Annotated in this window: 10 protein-coding genes; 8 read left to right on the top strand and 2 right to left on the bottom strand. The window is 58.9% G+C overall.

The window, feature by feature from the left end:
- The first annotated feature begins 64 nt into the window (after positions 1 to 64).
- The 6 genes from hrpB (at position 65) to fhuB (ending at position 11,321) form a co-directional block, all read left to right on the top strand.
- On the top strand, positions 65 to 2,494 hold the full coding sequence (gene hrpB, locus BH712_RS10285) for an ATP-dependent helicase HrpB (RefSeq protein ID WP_006810060.1): 2,430 nt from the start codon (positions 65 to 67) through the stop codon (positions 2,492 to 2,494).
- Between the two features lie 144 nt (positions 2,495 to 2,638).
- The gene (gene mrcB / locus BH712_RS10275; protein WP_032673640.1) at positions 2,639 to 5,161 is read left to right on the top strand and encodes a bifunctional glycosyl transferase/transpeptidase; all 2,523 of its coding nucleotides are present in this window, start codon (positions 2,639 to 2,641) and stop codon (positions 5,159 to 5,161) included.
- A gap of 232 nt (positions 5,162 to 5,393) precedes the next feature.
- Positions 5,394 to 7,604 carry a ferrichrome porin FhuA gene (fhuA, locus tag BH712_RS10270; RefSeq protein WP_006810058.1) on the top strand — a complete coding sequence of 737 codons (2,211 nt, stop codon included), beginning with the start codon at positions 5,394 to 5,396 and terminating at the stop codon, positions 7,602 to 7,604.
- Positions 7,605 to 7,654: 50 nt separating this feature from the next.
- Entirely contained in the window at positions 7,655 to 8,452 is a 798-nt protein-coding gene (gene fhuC / locus BH712_RS10265; RefSeq protein WP_032673639.1) for a Fe3+-hydroxamate ABC transporter ATP-binding protein FhuC, read from the top strand.
- A complete protein-coding gene (gene fhuD / locus BH712_RS10260) occupies positions 8,452 to 9,342 on the top strand; it encodes a Fe(3+)-hydroxamate ABC transporter substrate-binding protein FhuD (RefSeq protein ID WP_006810056.1) in 891 nt (296 codons plus the stop codon). The genes fhuC and fhuD overlap by 1 nt, the downstream gene beginning before the upstream one ends.
- Entirely contained in the window at positions 9,339 to 11,321 is a 1,983-nt protein-coding gene (gene fhuB / locus BH712_RS10255; protein WP_006810055.1) for a Fe(3+)-hydroxamate ABC transporter permease FhuB, read from the top strand. The genes fhuD and fhuB overlap by 4 nt, the downstream gene beginning before the upstream one ends.
- 68 nt (positions 11,322 to 11,389) lie before the next feature.
- On the opposite strand, the gene hemL is transcribed toward fhuB, so the two are convergent.
- Positions 11,390 to 12,670: a glutamate-1-semialdehyde 2,1-aminomutase gene (gene hemL / locus BH712_RS10250; RefSeq protein WP_006810054.1), complete on the bottom strand. Its 1,281-nt coding sequence runs from the start codon at positions 12,668 to 12,670 to the stop codon at positions 11,390 to 11,392.
- 177 nt (positions 12,671 to 12,847) lie between these two features.
- On the opposite strand from hemL, the gene clcA reads away from it, so the two are divergent.
- Positions 12,848 to 14,248 (top strand): H(+)/Cl(-) exchange transporter ClcA, encoded by a 1,401-nt coding sequence (gene clcA, locus BH712_RS10245; protein WP_006810053.1) that lies wholly within the window; start codon positions 12,848 to 12,850, stop codon positions 14,246 to 14,248.
- Between the two features lie 85 nt (positions 14,249 to 14,333).
- Positions 14,334 to 14,678 (top strand): iron-sulfur cluster insertion protein ErpA, encoded by a 345-nt coding sequence (gene erpA, locus BH712_RS10240; protein ID WP_003856230.1) that lies wholly within the window; start codon positions 14,334 to 14,336, stop codon positions 14,676 to 14,678.
- Positions 14,679 to 14,736: 58 nt separating this feature from the next.
- Here erpA and BH712_RS10235 read toward each other — a convergent pair whose 3' ends face one another.
- Positions 14,737 to 15,360, bottom strand: a complete 624-nt coding sequence (locus tag BH712_RS10235; RefSeq protein WP_006810052.1) for a TRIC cation channel family protein — start codon at positions 15,358 to 15,360, stop codon at positions 14,737 to 14,739.
- Positions 15,361 to 15,365 lie beyond the last annotated feature (5 nt).

The following is a 15,365-nucleotide window of genomic DNA, read 5'->3' as shown; positions in this document are numbered from 1 at the left end:
TCGGTAATGATATGCGCCGATGCTACAATGTACGCCGATTAATGTTAACCCTCTGGAGCCGTAAGTGTCCTCTTTGCCCGTTGCCGTCGTCCTTCCTGAGCTTCTTGCCGCCTTAGCACATGCACCGCAGGTTTTGCTCAGCGCGCCCACGGGAGCGGGTAAATCCACCTGGCTGCCCCTGCAAATTCTGCGCGCGGGGAACATCAGCGGGAAAATTATCCTGCTGGAGCCGCGCAGGCTGGCGGCACGCAATGTGGCGCAGCGCCTGGCGGAACTGCTGAATGAAAAACCGGGCGAGACGGTAGGGTACCGGATGCGCGCCGAAACCTGCGTTGGCCCGTCCACGCGGCTGGAGGTGGTAACTGAAGGCATTCTCACCCGTATGCTGCAAAACGATCCGGAGCTGACCGGCGTCGGGCTGGTGATCCTTGATGAATTTCACGAGCGCAGCCTCCAGGCCGATCTGGCCCTCGCGCTGCTGCTCGACGTTCAGCAGGGGCTGCGCGACGACCTTCGGCTGCTGATTATGTCGGCGACGCTGGATAACGAGCGGCTCCGGCAGACGCTCCCTGACGCGCCGATGATCTCCTCTGAAGGGCGTGCGTTCCCGGTCGAGCGCCGTTATCAGCCGCTTCCTGCCCATCAGCGCTTTGACGAAGCCGTGGCCACCGCCACCGCCGAATTACTTCGTCAGGAACCCGGCTCGCTGCTGCTGTTTTTACCCGGCGTAGGCGAAATCCAGCGCGTACAGGAGCAACTGGCATCCCGTGTGAACAGTGACGTTATGCTGTGTCCGCTCTACGGTGCGCTGCCGTTGGCCGAACAGCGCCAGGCGATCCTTCCCGCACCGGCGGGGCAGCGCAAAGTGGTGCTGGCGACCAATATCGCGGAAACCAGTTTGACCATCGAAGGTATTCGTCTGGTGGTGGACAGTACCCAGGAGAGGGTGGCCAGTTTTGATCCGCGTACCGGGTTGACCAGGCTGCTGACGCAGCGCATCAGCCAGGCCTCGATGGTGCAGCGCGCAGGGCGAGCAGGGCGTCTTGAGCCGGGTATTTGCCTGCATTTAACCAGCGCCGAGCAGGCGGAGCGTGCGGCATTGCAGAGCACGCCAGAGATTTTACAAAGCGATCTCTCCGGGCTGGTGATGGATCTGATGCAGTGGGGCTGCCCGGATCCTGACCAGCTCACCTGGCTTAATCCTCCGCCTGTCGTGAACCTCGCCGCCGCGCGCACCTTGCTGACCCAGCTTGGCGCGCTGGAAGGCGAACGTCTGACGGCGCGCGGCCAGAAAATGGCGGCACTGGGCAACGATCCGCGTCTGGCGGCGATGCTGGTGGCCGCGCAGGGCGAAGATGAAATTGCCACGGCGGCAAAACTGGCGGCTATTCTTGAGGAGCCGCCGCGCGGTGGCAGCAGCGATCTGGGGCAGGCCTTTTCACGCAACCAGGGAAACTGGCAACAACGGGCGCAGCAGCTGTGTAAACGCCTGAATTGCCGGGGCGGTTCACCTGACAGCGATAACATTCCCCCTCTGCTGGCCCAGGCCTTCCCGGACAGGATCGCACGCCGTCGCGGGCTGGATGGTCGTTATCAGCTGGCAAACGGGATGGGCGCGATGCTGGACAGCGACGATGCGCTGACGCGACATGAGTGGCTGATTGCCCCTCTGCTGTTACAGGGCAGCCACTCCCCGGACGCGCGTATTTTGCAGGCGATAGCCGTGGATATTGACGCCCTGACGCGCGCCTGTCCGCAGCTGCTTCAGCAATCGGACATCGTGGAGTGGGACGATGCCCAGGGCACGCTGAAGGCGTTTCGTCGTCGTCAGATTGGTAAACTGACGCTCGGGACGAAACCGCTGGCGAAGCCGTCGGAAGAAGAGTTACACCAGGCGATGCTGAACGGCATTCGGGAAAAAGGGCTAAGCGTACTGAACTGGACGCCGGAGGCCGAACAGTATCGCATTCGCCTGCACTGTGCCGCGAAGTGGCTGCCGGAACAGGGGTGGCCGACGGTGGATGATGAGACGCTGCTCGCGACGCTGGAACAGTGGCTACTGCCGCAGATGAGCGGCGTACACTCGCTGCGTGCTCTTAAGGCGCTTGATGTTAAGGCAGCGTTACAGAATTTACTGGACTGGTCGTTACGTCAACGTCTGGATAGTGAACTGCCTGGGCATTACACTGTGCCAACCGGAAGCCGGATTGCCATTCGTTATCATGAGGATAATCCGCCCGCGCTGGCGGTTCGGATGCAGGAGATGTTTGGTGAGGCCACCACGCCGTCCATTGCTGAAGGGCGTGTGCCGTTAGTGCTTGAGCTGCTTTCGCCTGCGCATCGTCCATTGCAGATCACCCGCGATCTCGGGGCGTTCTGGGCGGGGAGCTATCGTGAAGTGCAGAAAGAGATGAAAGGGCGCTATCCCAAACACGTCTGGCCGGACGATCCGGCGAATACCGCGCCGACACGGCGCACGAAGAAATATTCGTAATGGGGAAAGTGCGGCCTGATGCCCTCACCCCGGCCCTCTCCCACGGGGAGAGGGAGAAACACACTTTGAGAGATTTCTTCTTTCACTGACCTGTGCAGGATAAGAAAATCTGGCCTTTGCGCCTGAATGTTGCGGAGAAAAAGCATGGCGGGGAATGACCGCGAGCCAATAGGACGTAAGGGAAAGCCAACGCGTCCGGCGAAAGAAAAGGTAAGCCGTCGTCGCCTCAGAGATGAGGAGTATGACGATGACTATGAAGACGATTATGAGGATGAAGAACCGATGCCGCGTAAAGGGAAAGGCAAAGGGCGTAAGCCTCGTGGTAAGCGCGGCTGGTTCTGGCTGTTGCTGAAGCTGTTCATTGTTTTTGTTGTTCTGATCGCGATTTACGGCGTTTATCTGGATCAGAAGATCCGCAGCCGTATCGACGGGAAAGTGTGGCAATTACCTGCGGCAGTGTATGGCCGCATGGTGAACCTTGAGCCGGACATGTCCATCAGCAAGAACGAGATGGTGAAGCTGCTGCAAGCCACGCAGTATCGGCAGGTCACGAAAATGACCCGTCCGGGCGAATTTACCGTCCAGGCGAAAAGCATTGAGATGATCCGCCGTCCGTTCGACTTCCCGGACAGCAAAGAGGGGCAGGTGCGCGCGCGTCTGACCTTTGATGGCGATCGTCTGGAAACCATTGAGAACATGGATAACGATCGCCAGTTCGGTTTCTTCCGTCTCGATCCGCGTCTCATCACCATGCTGTCGTCTGCAAACGGCGAACAGCGCCTGTTCGTGGCGCGTAACGGCTTCCCGGATCTGCTGGTGGATACCCTGCTGGCAACCGAGGATCGCCACTTCTACGAGCACGACGGTATTAGCCTCTACTCCATTGGTCGTGCGGTGCTGGCGAACCTGACCGCCGGACGTACGGTGCAGGGCGCGAGTACGCTCACCCAGCAGCTGGTGAAAAACCTGTTCCTCTCCAGCGAACGCTCTTACTGGCGTAAAGCCAACGAAGCGTACATGGCCGTGCTAATGGATGCGCGCTACAGCAAGGATCGTATCCTTGAGTTGTACATGAACGAGGTGTACCTCGGTCAGAGCGGTGATAACGAGATCCGCGGCTTCCCGCTGGCGAGCCTGTACTACTTTGGCCGTCCGGTGGAAGAGCTGAGTCTCGACCAGCAGGCACTGCTGGTGGGCATGGTGAAAGGCGCGTCGATCTACAACCCGTGGCGTAACCCGAAACTGGCGCTGGAGCGTCGTAACCTGGTGCTGCGTCTGCTGCAACAACAGCAGGTGATTGACCAGGAGCTGTACGACATGCTGAGCGCGCGTCCTCTGGGCGTTCAGCCGCGCGGTGGGGTGATCTCTCCGCAGCCTGCGTTTATGCAGATGGTGCGTCAGGAGTTGCAGTCGAAGCTCGGGGATAAAGTTAAAGATCTCTCCGGCGTGAAGATCTTCACTACCTTTGATTCCGTGGCGCAGGATGCGGCAGAAAAAGCGGCGGTAGAAGGCATTCCGGTTCTGAAGAAGCAGCGTAAGCTGAGCGATCTGGAAACCGCGATGGTGGTGGTTGACCGCAACACCGGCGAAGTTCGCGCGATGGTGGGCGGTGCCGAGCCGCAGTATGCGGGCTACAACCGCGCGATGCAGGCGCGTCGTTCAATTGGTTCTCTGGCAAAACCGGCAACGTATCTGACCGCGCTGAGCCAGCCGAATCTTTACCGCCTGAACACCTGGATTGCCGATGCGCCTATCTCCCTGCGCCAGCCTAATGGTCAGGTATGGTCTCCGCAGAACGATGACAGACAGTTCAGCGGTCAGGTGATGCTGGTGGATGCGTTAACCCGCTCAATGAACGTGCCTACGGTGAACCTCGGGATGGCGCTGGGCCTGCCCGCCATCACCGATACCTGGCAGAAGCTGGGCGTGCCGAAAGATCAGCTGCACCCTGTGCCAGCCATGATCCTGGGGGCGCTTAACCTGACGCCAATCGAAGTGGCCCAGGCGTTCCAGACCATCGCCAGCGGCGGTAACCGTGCGCCGCTTTCCGCCCTGCGTTCGGTGATTGCCGAAGATGGCTCCGTGTTGTATCAAAGCTTCCCGCAGGCTGAACGTGCCGTTCCGGCGCAGGCGGCTTACATGACGCTGTGGACCATGCAGCAGGTTGTCCAGCGTGGTACGGGCCGTCAGCTGGGGGCGAAATATCCTGGCCTGCATCTGGCGGGGAAAACCGGGACCACCAACAACAACGTGGATACCTGGTTTGCCGGTATTGATGGTCGTGAAGTGGTCATTACCTGGGTGGGCCGCGATAACAACCAGCCGACCAGACTGTATGGTGCAAGCGGCGCGATGTCGATTTACCAGCGCTACCTCGCGAATCAGTCTCCGGTGCCGTTGAACCTCGTTGCGCCGGAAGATATCGTCGATATGGGCGTGGACAGCTCGGGTAACTTCATTTGCGGCGGTGGTGTACGTTCGCTGCCGGTCTGGACGACCAATCCGGATGCGCTGTGCCAGCAAAGCCAGCCGGAGCAGCCAACGGGCAATCCGTTTGACCAGTCTTCTCAGCCGCAGCAGCAACAGCAACAGCCGCAGCAGCAGGAAGAGAAGAAAGACAGCGACGGCGTCGCTGGCTGGATCAAGGATATGTTCGGCGGGAACTGACACATACCCCCTTCTGCGGAAGGGGGTATTTTTTTACCTCAGCAACTCATTTTCTTAACCCCGTTTTCAATCCTGATTAACGACCTATTTTCCGTTGATTATTTCTTAAACCCTTAATTCTTGTAGGGCCGCATATCGCTTGCTATGCCGTCAGCGTTTCGCATATTATTCTGCGGTCATAATAATAATTCTCGTTTACGTTATCATTCACCTTTTCCATCAGAGATCCATCATGGCGCTTTCCAATACTGCTCAGCCAATTAACACGTCGCTGCGTAAACTCGCAGCCGTCGTAGCCACAGCGGTTGCCGGCATGTCTGCTTATGCACAGGCCGCTGAAACCCCCAACAAAGAAGAAACTATCACCGTGACTGCCGCACCGGCAGCGCAGGAAAGTGCCTGGGGTCCTGCACCGACCATTGCGGCAAAACGTACCGCAACGGCGACGAAAACCGATACACCGATCGAGAAAACCCCGCAGTCTATTTCCGTGGTCACACGTGAAGAGATGGACATGAAACAACCGGGGACGGTGAAACAGGCGCTGGCCTATACCCCAAGCGTGTTCGCTACGCGCGGCGCATCAACAACGTACGATGTGGTTTCGATTCGTGGTTTCACGACCTCCAGCACCGTGAATACCAACCAGTATCTGGATGGTATGAAGTTGCAGGGTGACAACTACTCTGAAGCGTCCATGGATCCGTACTTCCTTGAGCGCGTAGAGCTGCTGCGTGGCCCGACGTCCGTACTGTATGGCAAAAGCCATCCGGGCGGCGTAGTGAGTATGGTCAGCAAGCGTCCTACCACGGAACCGTTGAAAGAAATTCAGTTCAAAATGGGGACGGATAACCTCTGGCAGACTGGGTTTGATTTCAGCGACGCGATTGACGATGACGGCGTGTGGTCCTACCGTCTGACCGGCCTGGGCCGCAGCGAGAACGCGCAGCAGGAAATGGTGAAGTCTACTCGTTACGCGATTGCACCGTCTTTCAGCTGGCGTCCTGATGATAAAACCGATTTCACCTTCCTGAGCAACTTCCAGAGCGATCCGGATGCAGGCTACTATGGCTGGCTGCCGCGTGAAGGTACCGTTGTGCCTTACTATGATGCAGCCGGAAAGGCGCACAAGCTGCCGACCGATTTTAACGAAGGCGATGAAGACAATAAGATCTCCCGTCGTCAGAAAATGGTGGGTTACAGCTTCGCGCATGAATTTAACGACACCTTCACCGTGCGTCAGAACCTGCGTTACACCAAAATCAACACGCTTTACCGTTCAGTGTACGGTAACGGCTATATCGCCCCGGCCCAGATCAGCCGGGCGTACGTGCGCTCAGATGAAGATCTCAACTCGTTCACCGTTGATACACAGCTCCAGTCGAAATTCGCGACCGGCGCCGTTGACCATACGCTGCTGACGGGCGTGGATTACCTTCGTATGCGCAATGACATCGATGCTGACTACGGTACTGCCGATCCGATCAGTATGAACAATCCGCAGCACGGCAATGCGAACGTCAATGTGAACTTCCCGTATGCCATGCTCAATCGCCAGGAGCAGACCGGGCTTTATGCGCAGGATCAGGCGGAATGGGATAAGTGGGTACTCACCCTGGGTGGCCGCTATGACTTTGCGAAAACGTCTGCCTTTAACCGTAATAACGGCACCACCGCGGAAATTAACGATCAGGCGTTCACCTGGCGCGGGGGCATTAACTACCTGTTCGACAACGGGATTACCCCATACTTCAGCTACAGTGAATCCTTCGAACCGCTCTCTGGTACCACCCAGGGCGGCAAACCGTTCGATCCGGCGCGCGGCAAGCAGTATGAAGCAGGCGTGAAGTATGTTCCGAAAGATCTGCCTGTTGTGGTGACGGCAGCGGTATACCAGCTGACCAAGAACAACAACCTGACTGCCGATCCGGCGAACCCGACCAGCGGCTTTAGCGTGCAGGGCGGTGAAATTCGCTCCCGTGGCTTTGAGCTGGAAGCGAAAGCGGCGGTGTCGGCTAACGTGAACGTGACGGCGGCTTACAGCTATACCGATGCGGAATATACTCACGATACCTGGTATGAAGGCCGTCGTCCGGCGGAAGTACCGCGTAATATGGCATCCCTGTGGGCGGACTACACCTTCCACGAGACGGCGCTGAGTGGCCTGACCGTCGGTGCGGGCGCGCGTTACATCGGAAACACAGTGACGTACTACTCCGCAGCATCGCCTAAAGCCTATGAGTCCTTTAACGTCGCGGGTTATGCCCTGGCGGATGCGACCGTGAAATACGATCTGGCGCGCTTCGGTCTGCCGGGCTCTTCCGTCGGCGTCAACGTGAACAACATCTTTGACCGGGAATACGTCTCCAGCTGCTACAGTGAGTATGCATGCTACTGGGGAGCAGGACGCCAGGTTGTTGCCACGGCGACCTTCCGCTTCTAACCTCTTTATGGGCACGGTTCGCCGTGCCCTTTTTATTTAAGTTGGCTGACATGCAGGATAATAAAACGCAATCCGACTCCACCTTCACGCTCAACAATCTCTCCTTTCGCGTACCCGGGCGCACCTTGCTGCATCCGCTCTCTTTGACGTTTCCCGCAGGTAAAGTGACCGGTTTAATCGGGCACAATGGTTCCGGTAAATCGACGTTATTGAAGATGCTGGGCCGCCATCAGCCGCCGTCCGAGGGTGACATTCTGCTGGATGACCAGCCGCTGGCGAGCTGGAACAGTAAGGCCTTTGCCCGCAAGGTGGCCTATCTGCCGCAGCAGTTACCGCAGGCGGAGGGCATGACGGTGCGCGAGCTGGTAGCGATTGGACGTTATCCGTGGCACGGTGCGCTCGGGCGTTTTGGCGTCGCTGACAGAGAGAAAGTGGAAGAGGCGATCGCGCTGGTTGGGTTAAAACCGCTGGCGCACCGTCTGGTGGATAGCCTGTCCGGTGGCGAGCGTCAGCGCGCGTGGATCGCGATGCTGGTGGCACAGGACAGCCGCTGCCTGCTGCTCGACGAACCCACGTCGGCGCTGGACATTGCGCATCAGGTCGACGTCCTGGCGCTGGTGCATCGCTTAAGCCAACAGCGTGGCCTGACGGTGATTGCCGTTCTGCATGATATCAATATGGCCGCGCGCTATTGCGACTATCTGGTGGCGCTGCGCGGCGGTGAAATGATCGCTCAGGGCACGCCTGCCGAACTGATGCGCAGCGAAACGCTGGAGCATATCTACGGCATTCCTATGGGCATCTTGCCTCACCCGGCCGGGGCTGCACCCGTGAGCTTTGTCTACTGATGCTGGAATCAACATTCATTAGCCGCCGTCGCCTGCTGACGGCCATGGCGCTCTCACCGCTGCTGTTAAAGATGGGCCAGGCCCGCGCTGCCGCTATCGATCCGCACCGCATCGTGGCGCTGGAGTGGTTGCCCGTCGAACTGATGATGGCGCTGGGCGTGACGCCTTACGGCGTGGCCGATATTCCCAACTACACCCTGTGGGTGAATGAGCCCAAACTGCCGGACTCCGTCATCGACATCGGTCTGCGTACGGAGCCGAACCTTGAGCTTCTCACCCAGATGAAACCGTCTTATTTATTCTGGTCTGCGGGGTATGGCCCGTCGGAAGAGACCATGGCAAAGATTGCCCCCGGACGGGGCTTTTCCTTTAGCGACGGTAAAAAGCCGCTGACCATGGCCAAAAATTCCATCCACGAGATGGCGCAGTTCCTCAACCGTGAGGCTGAAGCGAAAAAACACCTCGATGAATTTGATGCGCTGATTAGTTCCCTTAAGCCGCGCTTTGCCCACCGTGGCGATCGGCCTTTGCTGATGGTGACTCTGCTGGATGCCCGCCATATGCTGGTTTTTGGAAAAAACTGTTTGTTCCAGGAAGTGCTCGACAGCTTTGGCATTCGTAATGCCTGGGAAGGCGAGATGACGTTCTGGGGCAGTACCGCCGTAGGTATTGACCGTCTGGCGGCATTTCGTGATGTCGATGTTCTGTGCTTTGACCACGGCAATGAGCGCGAAATGCAAACCCTGATGGCGACCCCGCTCTGGCAGGCAATGCCGTTCGTGCGCGAGCGGCGCTTCCTGCGCGCGCCAGCGGTCTGGTTTTACGGTGCGACGCTGTCGGCCATGCATTTTGCTCGCGTGCTGGACAATGCACTGGGAGGCAAGGCATGAGCACGCGGATGGCCCGTTTCCCGATGTTACTGTTGGCGCTCATTTTTCTGGCGGCCCTGGCGTTAACCGGCTTTAACCTGACCACGGCGTTACCCCGGGATCAGTGGGTAGCCGCGTTTGCCGCGCCGGATATCGATAATATTCAGCAAATGCTGTTCCACTACAGCCTGCTGCCGCGTCTGGCTATCTCTCTGCTGGTCGGGGCGGGGCTGGGGCTGGTGGGCGTACTGTTTCAGCAGGTGCTGCGTAACCCGCTGGCGGAGCCGACCACGCTGGGCGTGGCGACGGGGGCTCAGTTGGGGATCACCATTACCACTCTCTGGACCCTGCCGGGCGCATTAACCGCGCAGTTCGCCGCGCTGGCAGGTGCGTGCGTGGTGGGGGCGCTGGTCTTTGGCGTGGCCTGGGGAAAACGTCTCTCGCCGGTCACGCTGATCCTCGCGGGGCTGGTCGTCAGCCTCTACTGCGGGGCGATCAACCAACTGCTGGTACTGTTTCACCACGACCAGTTGCAAAGCATGTTTATGTGGAGTACCGGCACGCTCACCCAGACCGACTGGAGTATCGTCCAGCGCCTGTGGCCGCAGCTGTTCGGCGGCGTGGTGCTGACGCTGCTGCTGCTGCGTCCGCTCACGCTGATGGGCCTGGATGACGGTGTGGCGCGCAATCTGGGGCTGGCGCTGTCGCTGGCGCGTCTGGCAGCCCTGACCCTGGCGATTGTGCTGAGCGCGTTACTGGTTAACGCCGTCGGCATCATCGGTTTTATCGGCCTGTTTGCGCCATTGCTGGCAAAAATGCTCGGCGCGCGCCGTCTGCTGGCGCGTCTGATGCTGGCCCCGCTGATTGGCGCGCTGATCCTCTGGCTTTCCGATCAACTCATTCTCTGGCTGGCGCGCGTCTGGATGGAAGTCTCCACCGGCTCGGTGACCGCCCTGATCGGCGCGCCGCTGCTGCTGTGGCTGCTGCCGCGCCTGCGCAGCATGAGCGCCCCGGCAATGGATGCCGGAGATAAAGTACATGCCGAGCGCCAGTCGGTGGTGTGGTTCAGCCTTGCCGGGCTTGTGGTGTTGATTATCGCCTCGTTTGCCGCACTTTCACTGGGACGCGACGCCACGGGCTGGCACTGGGCGACGGGGGATTTGCTGCATGAACTCATGCAGTGGCGCTGGCCGCGGATCTTCTCCGCGCTGATTGCGGGCGTCATGCTGGCGGTGGCGGGCTGTATAATCCAGCGTCTCACCGGCAACCCGATGGCAAGCCCGGAAGTATTAGGGATCAGTTCCGGGGCCGCGTTTGGCGTAGTGTTGATGCTGTTCCTCGTGCCGGGGAATGCGTTCGGCTGGCTGATGCCTGCCGGCAGCATCGGTGCGGCTGTCACGCTGATGATTATTCTGATCGCTTCCGGGCGAGGGGGGTTCTCACCTCACCGCATGCTGCTGGCCGGGATGGCGCTCAGCACCGCGTTTACCATGCTGCTGATGATGTTGCAGGCGAGCGGCGATCCGCGCATGGCGCAGATCCTGACATGGATTTCCGGTTCAACATACAACGCTACTGGCAGTCAGGTGGTGCATACCGGGATCGTGATGATCGTGCTGCTGGCGATTGTGCCGCTGTGCCGTCGCTGGATGACCATTTTGCCGCTGGGTGGGGACACTGCACGCGCGGTCGGGGTGGCGCTGACACCAACGCGTATCGCCCTGTTGCTGCTGGCCGCGTGCCTGACGGCGACGGCCACCATGACTATCGGCCCGCTCAGTTTTGTCGGATTAATGGCGCCGCATATCGCCCGTATGATGGGCTTTCGCAGGACTTTGCCGCATATCGTGATCTCAGCACTGACGGGGGGGGTGATCCTGGTCTTTGCTGACTGGTGTGGAAGGATGGTGCTGTTCCCGTATCAGATCCCGGCGGGCCTGCTGTCGACCTTTATTGGCGCGCCGTACTTTATTTATCTGCTGAGAAAGCAGAGTCGGTAATGCCCTCTCCTGTGGGAGAGGGGGAACATCGTAGGCCGGGTAAGCGTTAGCGCCACCCGGCAATGCCCTTAAAGCTTCGCAAACACCTTACGCGCTGCGTCGATGGTGTTATTGATATCTTCTTCGCTGTGCGCCACGGACATAAAGCCCGCTTCAAACGCTGACGGCGCCAGGTACACGCCTTCTTCCAGCATCAGGTGGAAGAAGCGTTTGAAGCGTTCCACGTCGCACTTCACCACGTCCTGATAGCAGGTCACGGTTTTTGCCTCGGTGAAGAAAATCCCGAACATGCCGCCCACGTGGTTTACCACCAGCGGAATACCCGCGTCTTCAGCGGCTTCCAGCAGGCCGTTTGCCAGCTGCGTCGTCCGGTCCGTCAGGGTTTCATGGATACCCGGCTGCGCCACTTCGGTCAGACAGGCGAAGCCCGCCGCCATCGCAATAGGGTTGCCGGAGAGCGTACCCGCCTGGTAAACCGGACCGGTTGGAGCCAGGGCTTCCATCACGTCCTTACGACCACCAAACGCGCCGACAGGCATGCCGCCGCCGATGATTTTACCGAGGCAGGTCAGATCCGGCTCCACGCCGTAGTATGACTGCGCCCCCGCCAGCGCCACGCGGAAACCGGTCATCACTTCGTCGATAATCAGCAGCGCGCCGAACTCATCGCACAGCGCGCGCAGGCCCGGCAGGAAATCCGGCTGCGGTGGAATGCAGTTCATGTTGCCCGCCACCGGTTCAACGATGATGCAGGCAATCTCCTGCGGATACTGCTCGAACGCCGCGCGAACGGTGTTCAGATCGTTGTAGGTGCAGGTCAGGGTGTGCTTCGCGAAATCCGCTGGTACGCCAGGCGAGTTTGGCTGACCGAGGGTCAGCGCGCCGGAACCGGCTTTCACCAGCAGGCAGTCGGCATGGCCGTGATAACAACCTTCGAACTTGATGATCTTGTCACGGCCGGTAAAACCGCGTGCCAGGCGGATAGCGCTCATGGTCGCTTCGGTACCGGAGTTCACCATACGCACCATGTCCATCGTAGGCACCAGCTCGGTGACCAGCTCCGCCATTTTGACTTCCATCTCGGTTGGCGCGCCGAAGCTCAGACCGCGCTGAGCGGCTTCAATCACCGCGTTGCGGATCGCCGGGTGGTTGTGGCCCAGTACCATCGGGCCCCAGGAGCCGACATAATCGACATAGGCTTTGCCATCCACATCATACAGATATGCGCCATCCGCACGTTCGATAAACAGCGGGGTGCCACCCACGCCGGTAAAGGCGCGCACAGGTGAGTTCACGCCGCCTGGGATAAGCTCGCGGGCTGCGCTGTAGAGGTTTTCAGACTTGCTCATGGCGTCGTTCCTGGTTCGTAGAAATAAGTTAAGGCAGCTATTCTAAGTGATTCGGAAGAGGTTATAAAATTTTTGCCCCTCAGAAGGCTTAACAATTGTTAAGTATTTTTCAGAGGACGAGGGGATTGTCTCTGGTAGAATCCCTGCGGCCTTTTGTATGACGAAACAGAACAGGTAATGAACGAGAACACGCCTTCATTTGAACAACAACAATTTACGCGCGCGAAGCACCGGGTCAGTATCCGGCGGCTGCTCAACCGTGACAAAACCCCGTTAGCCATTCTGCTGGCAGCCGCCGTGGTCGGTACGCTGGCCGGGCTGGTGGGTGTCGCGTTCGAGAAAGCGGTCAATGCGGTACTCAACTGGCGCATTGGTACCGTCGCCAGCTTTGCCGATCGGGAATGGCTGGTCTGGGTGCTGGCATTTGGACTTTCAGCGCTGTTTGCCATGGTGGGGTATTTTCTGGTGCGTAAATTCGCGCCCGAAGCCGGCGGCTCGGGGATCCCTGAAATTGAGGGGGCGCTGGAGGAGTTGCGTCCGGTCCGCTGGTGGCGGGTGCTCCCGGTAAAATTTATCGGTGGCATGGGGACGCTCGGGGCGGGCATGGTGCTCGGACGGGAAGGGCCGACGGTACAGCTGGGCGGCAACGTCGGACGCATGGTTGGCGATCTGTTCCGCATGCGCAGCGCTGAAGCGCGCCATACGCTGCTGGCGACGGGGGCCGCGGCGGGGCTGTCGGCGGCGTTTAACGCACCGCTGGCGGGGATACTGTTTATCATCGAAGAGATGCGCGCTCAGTTCCGCTACAACCTTATCTCCATTAAAGCGGTGTTTACCGGCGTGATTATGTCGAGCATCGTCTTTCGCATCGTCAACGGCGAAGGCGCGGTGATTGAGGTAGGCAAGCTGACCAACGCGCCGGTCAATACCCTGTGGCTGTATCTGGTGCTGGGGATGATTTTTGGCATCGTCGGCCCGCTGTTCAATACCCTGATTTTACGTGCGCAGGATATGTTTCAGCGCATCCACGGCGGCAATACCACCAAATGGGTGCTGGTGGGCGGCCTGCTCGGCGGCGTGTGCGGGATCCTCGGTTTTATCGAACCGAATGCGGCGGGCGGCGGTTTCGGTCTGATTCCCATTGCCGCGGCGGGGAATTTCAGCGTTGGCCTGCTGCTGTTTATGTTTATTTCTCGCGTCATCACCACGGTATTATGCTTCTCCTCCGGCGCACCGGGCGGCATTTTTGCCCCAATGCTGGCGCTGGGTACGCTGCTGGGCACGGCGTTCGGGATGGCGGCGGCGGCAGGCTTCCCGGCCTACCATCTGGATGCGGGGACGTTTGCGGTTGCGGGAATGGGGGCGCTGCTGGCGGCCTCCCTGCGCGCGCCGCTGACCGGGATCGTGCTGGTGCTGGAAATGACCGACAATTACCAGCTCATTTTGCCAATGATCATTACCTGTCTCGGCGCGACACTATTAGCCCAATTCCTGGGTGGAAAACCGCTATACTCCACCATTCTTGCCCGTACCCTGGCGAAACAGGAAGCTGAGCAGGCCCTGAAGCAGAATACTTGAATGAATTACCAGGGTATTAGATAATGACAACAAGAATTGGGTGATTTTTGCCCAATAGCAGTCGCAGTATTCATGGGAGCATAAGATGAGTGATGACGTAGCGTTGCCGCTGGAATTTACCGAAGCAGCAGCGAAAAAAGTGAAAACCCTGATTGCCGACGAGGACAATCCGGATCTGAAACTGCGTGTTTATATTACCGGTGGCGGCTGTAGCGGCTTCCAGTATGGTTTTACCTTTGACGATCAGGTCAACGATGGTGATATGACTATCGAGAAACAGGGCGTCGCGCTGGTGGTTGACCCGATGAGCCTGCAATATCTTGTAGGCGGTTCAGTGGACTACACTGAAGGTCTGGAAGGTTCACGCTTTGTGGTGACTAACCCCAATGCGACCAGCACCTGCGGGTGTGGTTCTTCGTTCAGTATTTAAGCCTGAATGCAGATTGTAGGCCCGGTAAGCGAAGCGTCACCGGGCCTATAAACGACACCTATCTTGAATTCTCATCCAGCGCAAACGTCGGCAGCTTCAGGTGCCAGCGTATCGCCGCTAAACGGATCGCCAGCGTCACCACCATCCCCAGCATCGCCGCATTCTCCAGCGGGACAGCAAAGGTGTAATACGCCGTGGCGTGAACAATCCCCCCGATAATACAGGCCGTCGCGTAGATTTCCGTTCGCAGGATCATCGGGACTTCTCGCGCCAGTATGTCGCGAATAATCCCTCCGCCCACGCCGGTTAACACGCCCATGCAGATTGCCACCAGCGGGCCAGTCCCGGCATTAAAGGCTTTATTCACGCCTATCCCCACAAAGACCGCCAGACCGACGGCATCCAGCACCGGCAATATCCATTTTGGCAGTCTGCGAGGCTGACGAACCAGCACGATGGTTAACAGACAGGTGACCATCGCCACCACCAGATCCGTGGGATCTTTTACCCAGAATACCGGGCCGTTTGCCAGCGCCATATCGCGGATCGTTCCGCCTCCCACCGCCGTAACAACGCCGAGCACCAGGACGCCAAACGGATCCATGCGTAGTTTTCCGGCAAGCAAAACGCCGGAGATAGCAAAAACGGCTGTGCCAAGAATATCCAGCCAATACACGAGCATCGTTA

This window comes from Enterobacter hormaechei ATCC 49162 (genome assembly GCF_001875655.1).
In the GTDB taxonomy this organism is placed as follows: domain Bacteria; phylum Pseudomonadota; class Gammaproteobacteria; order Enterobacterales; family Enterobacteriaceae; genus Enterobacter; species Enterobacter hormaechei.
Note: the sequence above shows the minus strand (reverse complement) of the source record. Positions and strands in the feature narration are given on the sequence as shown.

Bases quoted from the DNA above. Each gene is read 5' to 3' on its own strand.
- mrcB (WP_032673640.1), top strand. From the start codon at position 2,639: ATGGCGGGGAATGACCGCGAGCCAATAGGACGTAAGGGAAAGCCAACG.
- fhuA (WP_006810058.1), top strand. From the start codon at position 5,394: ATGGCGCTTTCCAATACTGCTCAGCCAATTAACACGTCGCTGCGTAAA.
- fhuC (WP_032673639.1), top strand. From the start codon at position 7,655: ATGCAGGATAATAAAACGCAATCCGACTCCACCTTCACGCTCAACAAT.
- fhuD (WP_006810056.1), top strand. From the start codon at position 8,452: ATGCTGGAATCAACATTCATTAGCCGCCGTCGCCTGCTGACGGCCATG.
- fhuB (WP_006810055.1), top strand. From the start codon at position 9,339: ATGAGCACGCGGATGGCCCGTTTCCCGATGTTACTGTTGGCGCTCATT.
- hemL (WP_006810054.1), bottom strand. From the start codon at position 12,670: ATGAGCAAGTCTGAAAACCTCTACAGCGCAGCCCGCGAGCTTATCCCA.
- clcA (WP_006810053.1), top strand. From the start codon at position 12,848: ATGAACGAGAACACGCCTTCATTTGAACAACAACAATTTACGCGCGCG.
- erpA (WP_003856230.1), top strand. From the start codon at position 14,334: ATGAGTGATGACGTAGCGTTGCCGCTGGAATTTACCGAAGCAGCAGCG.
- BH712_RS10235 (WP_006810052.1), bottom strand. From the start codon at position 15,360: ATGCTCGTGTATTGGCTGGATATTCTTGGCACAGCCGTTTTTGCTATC.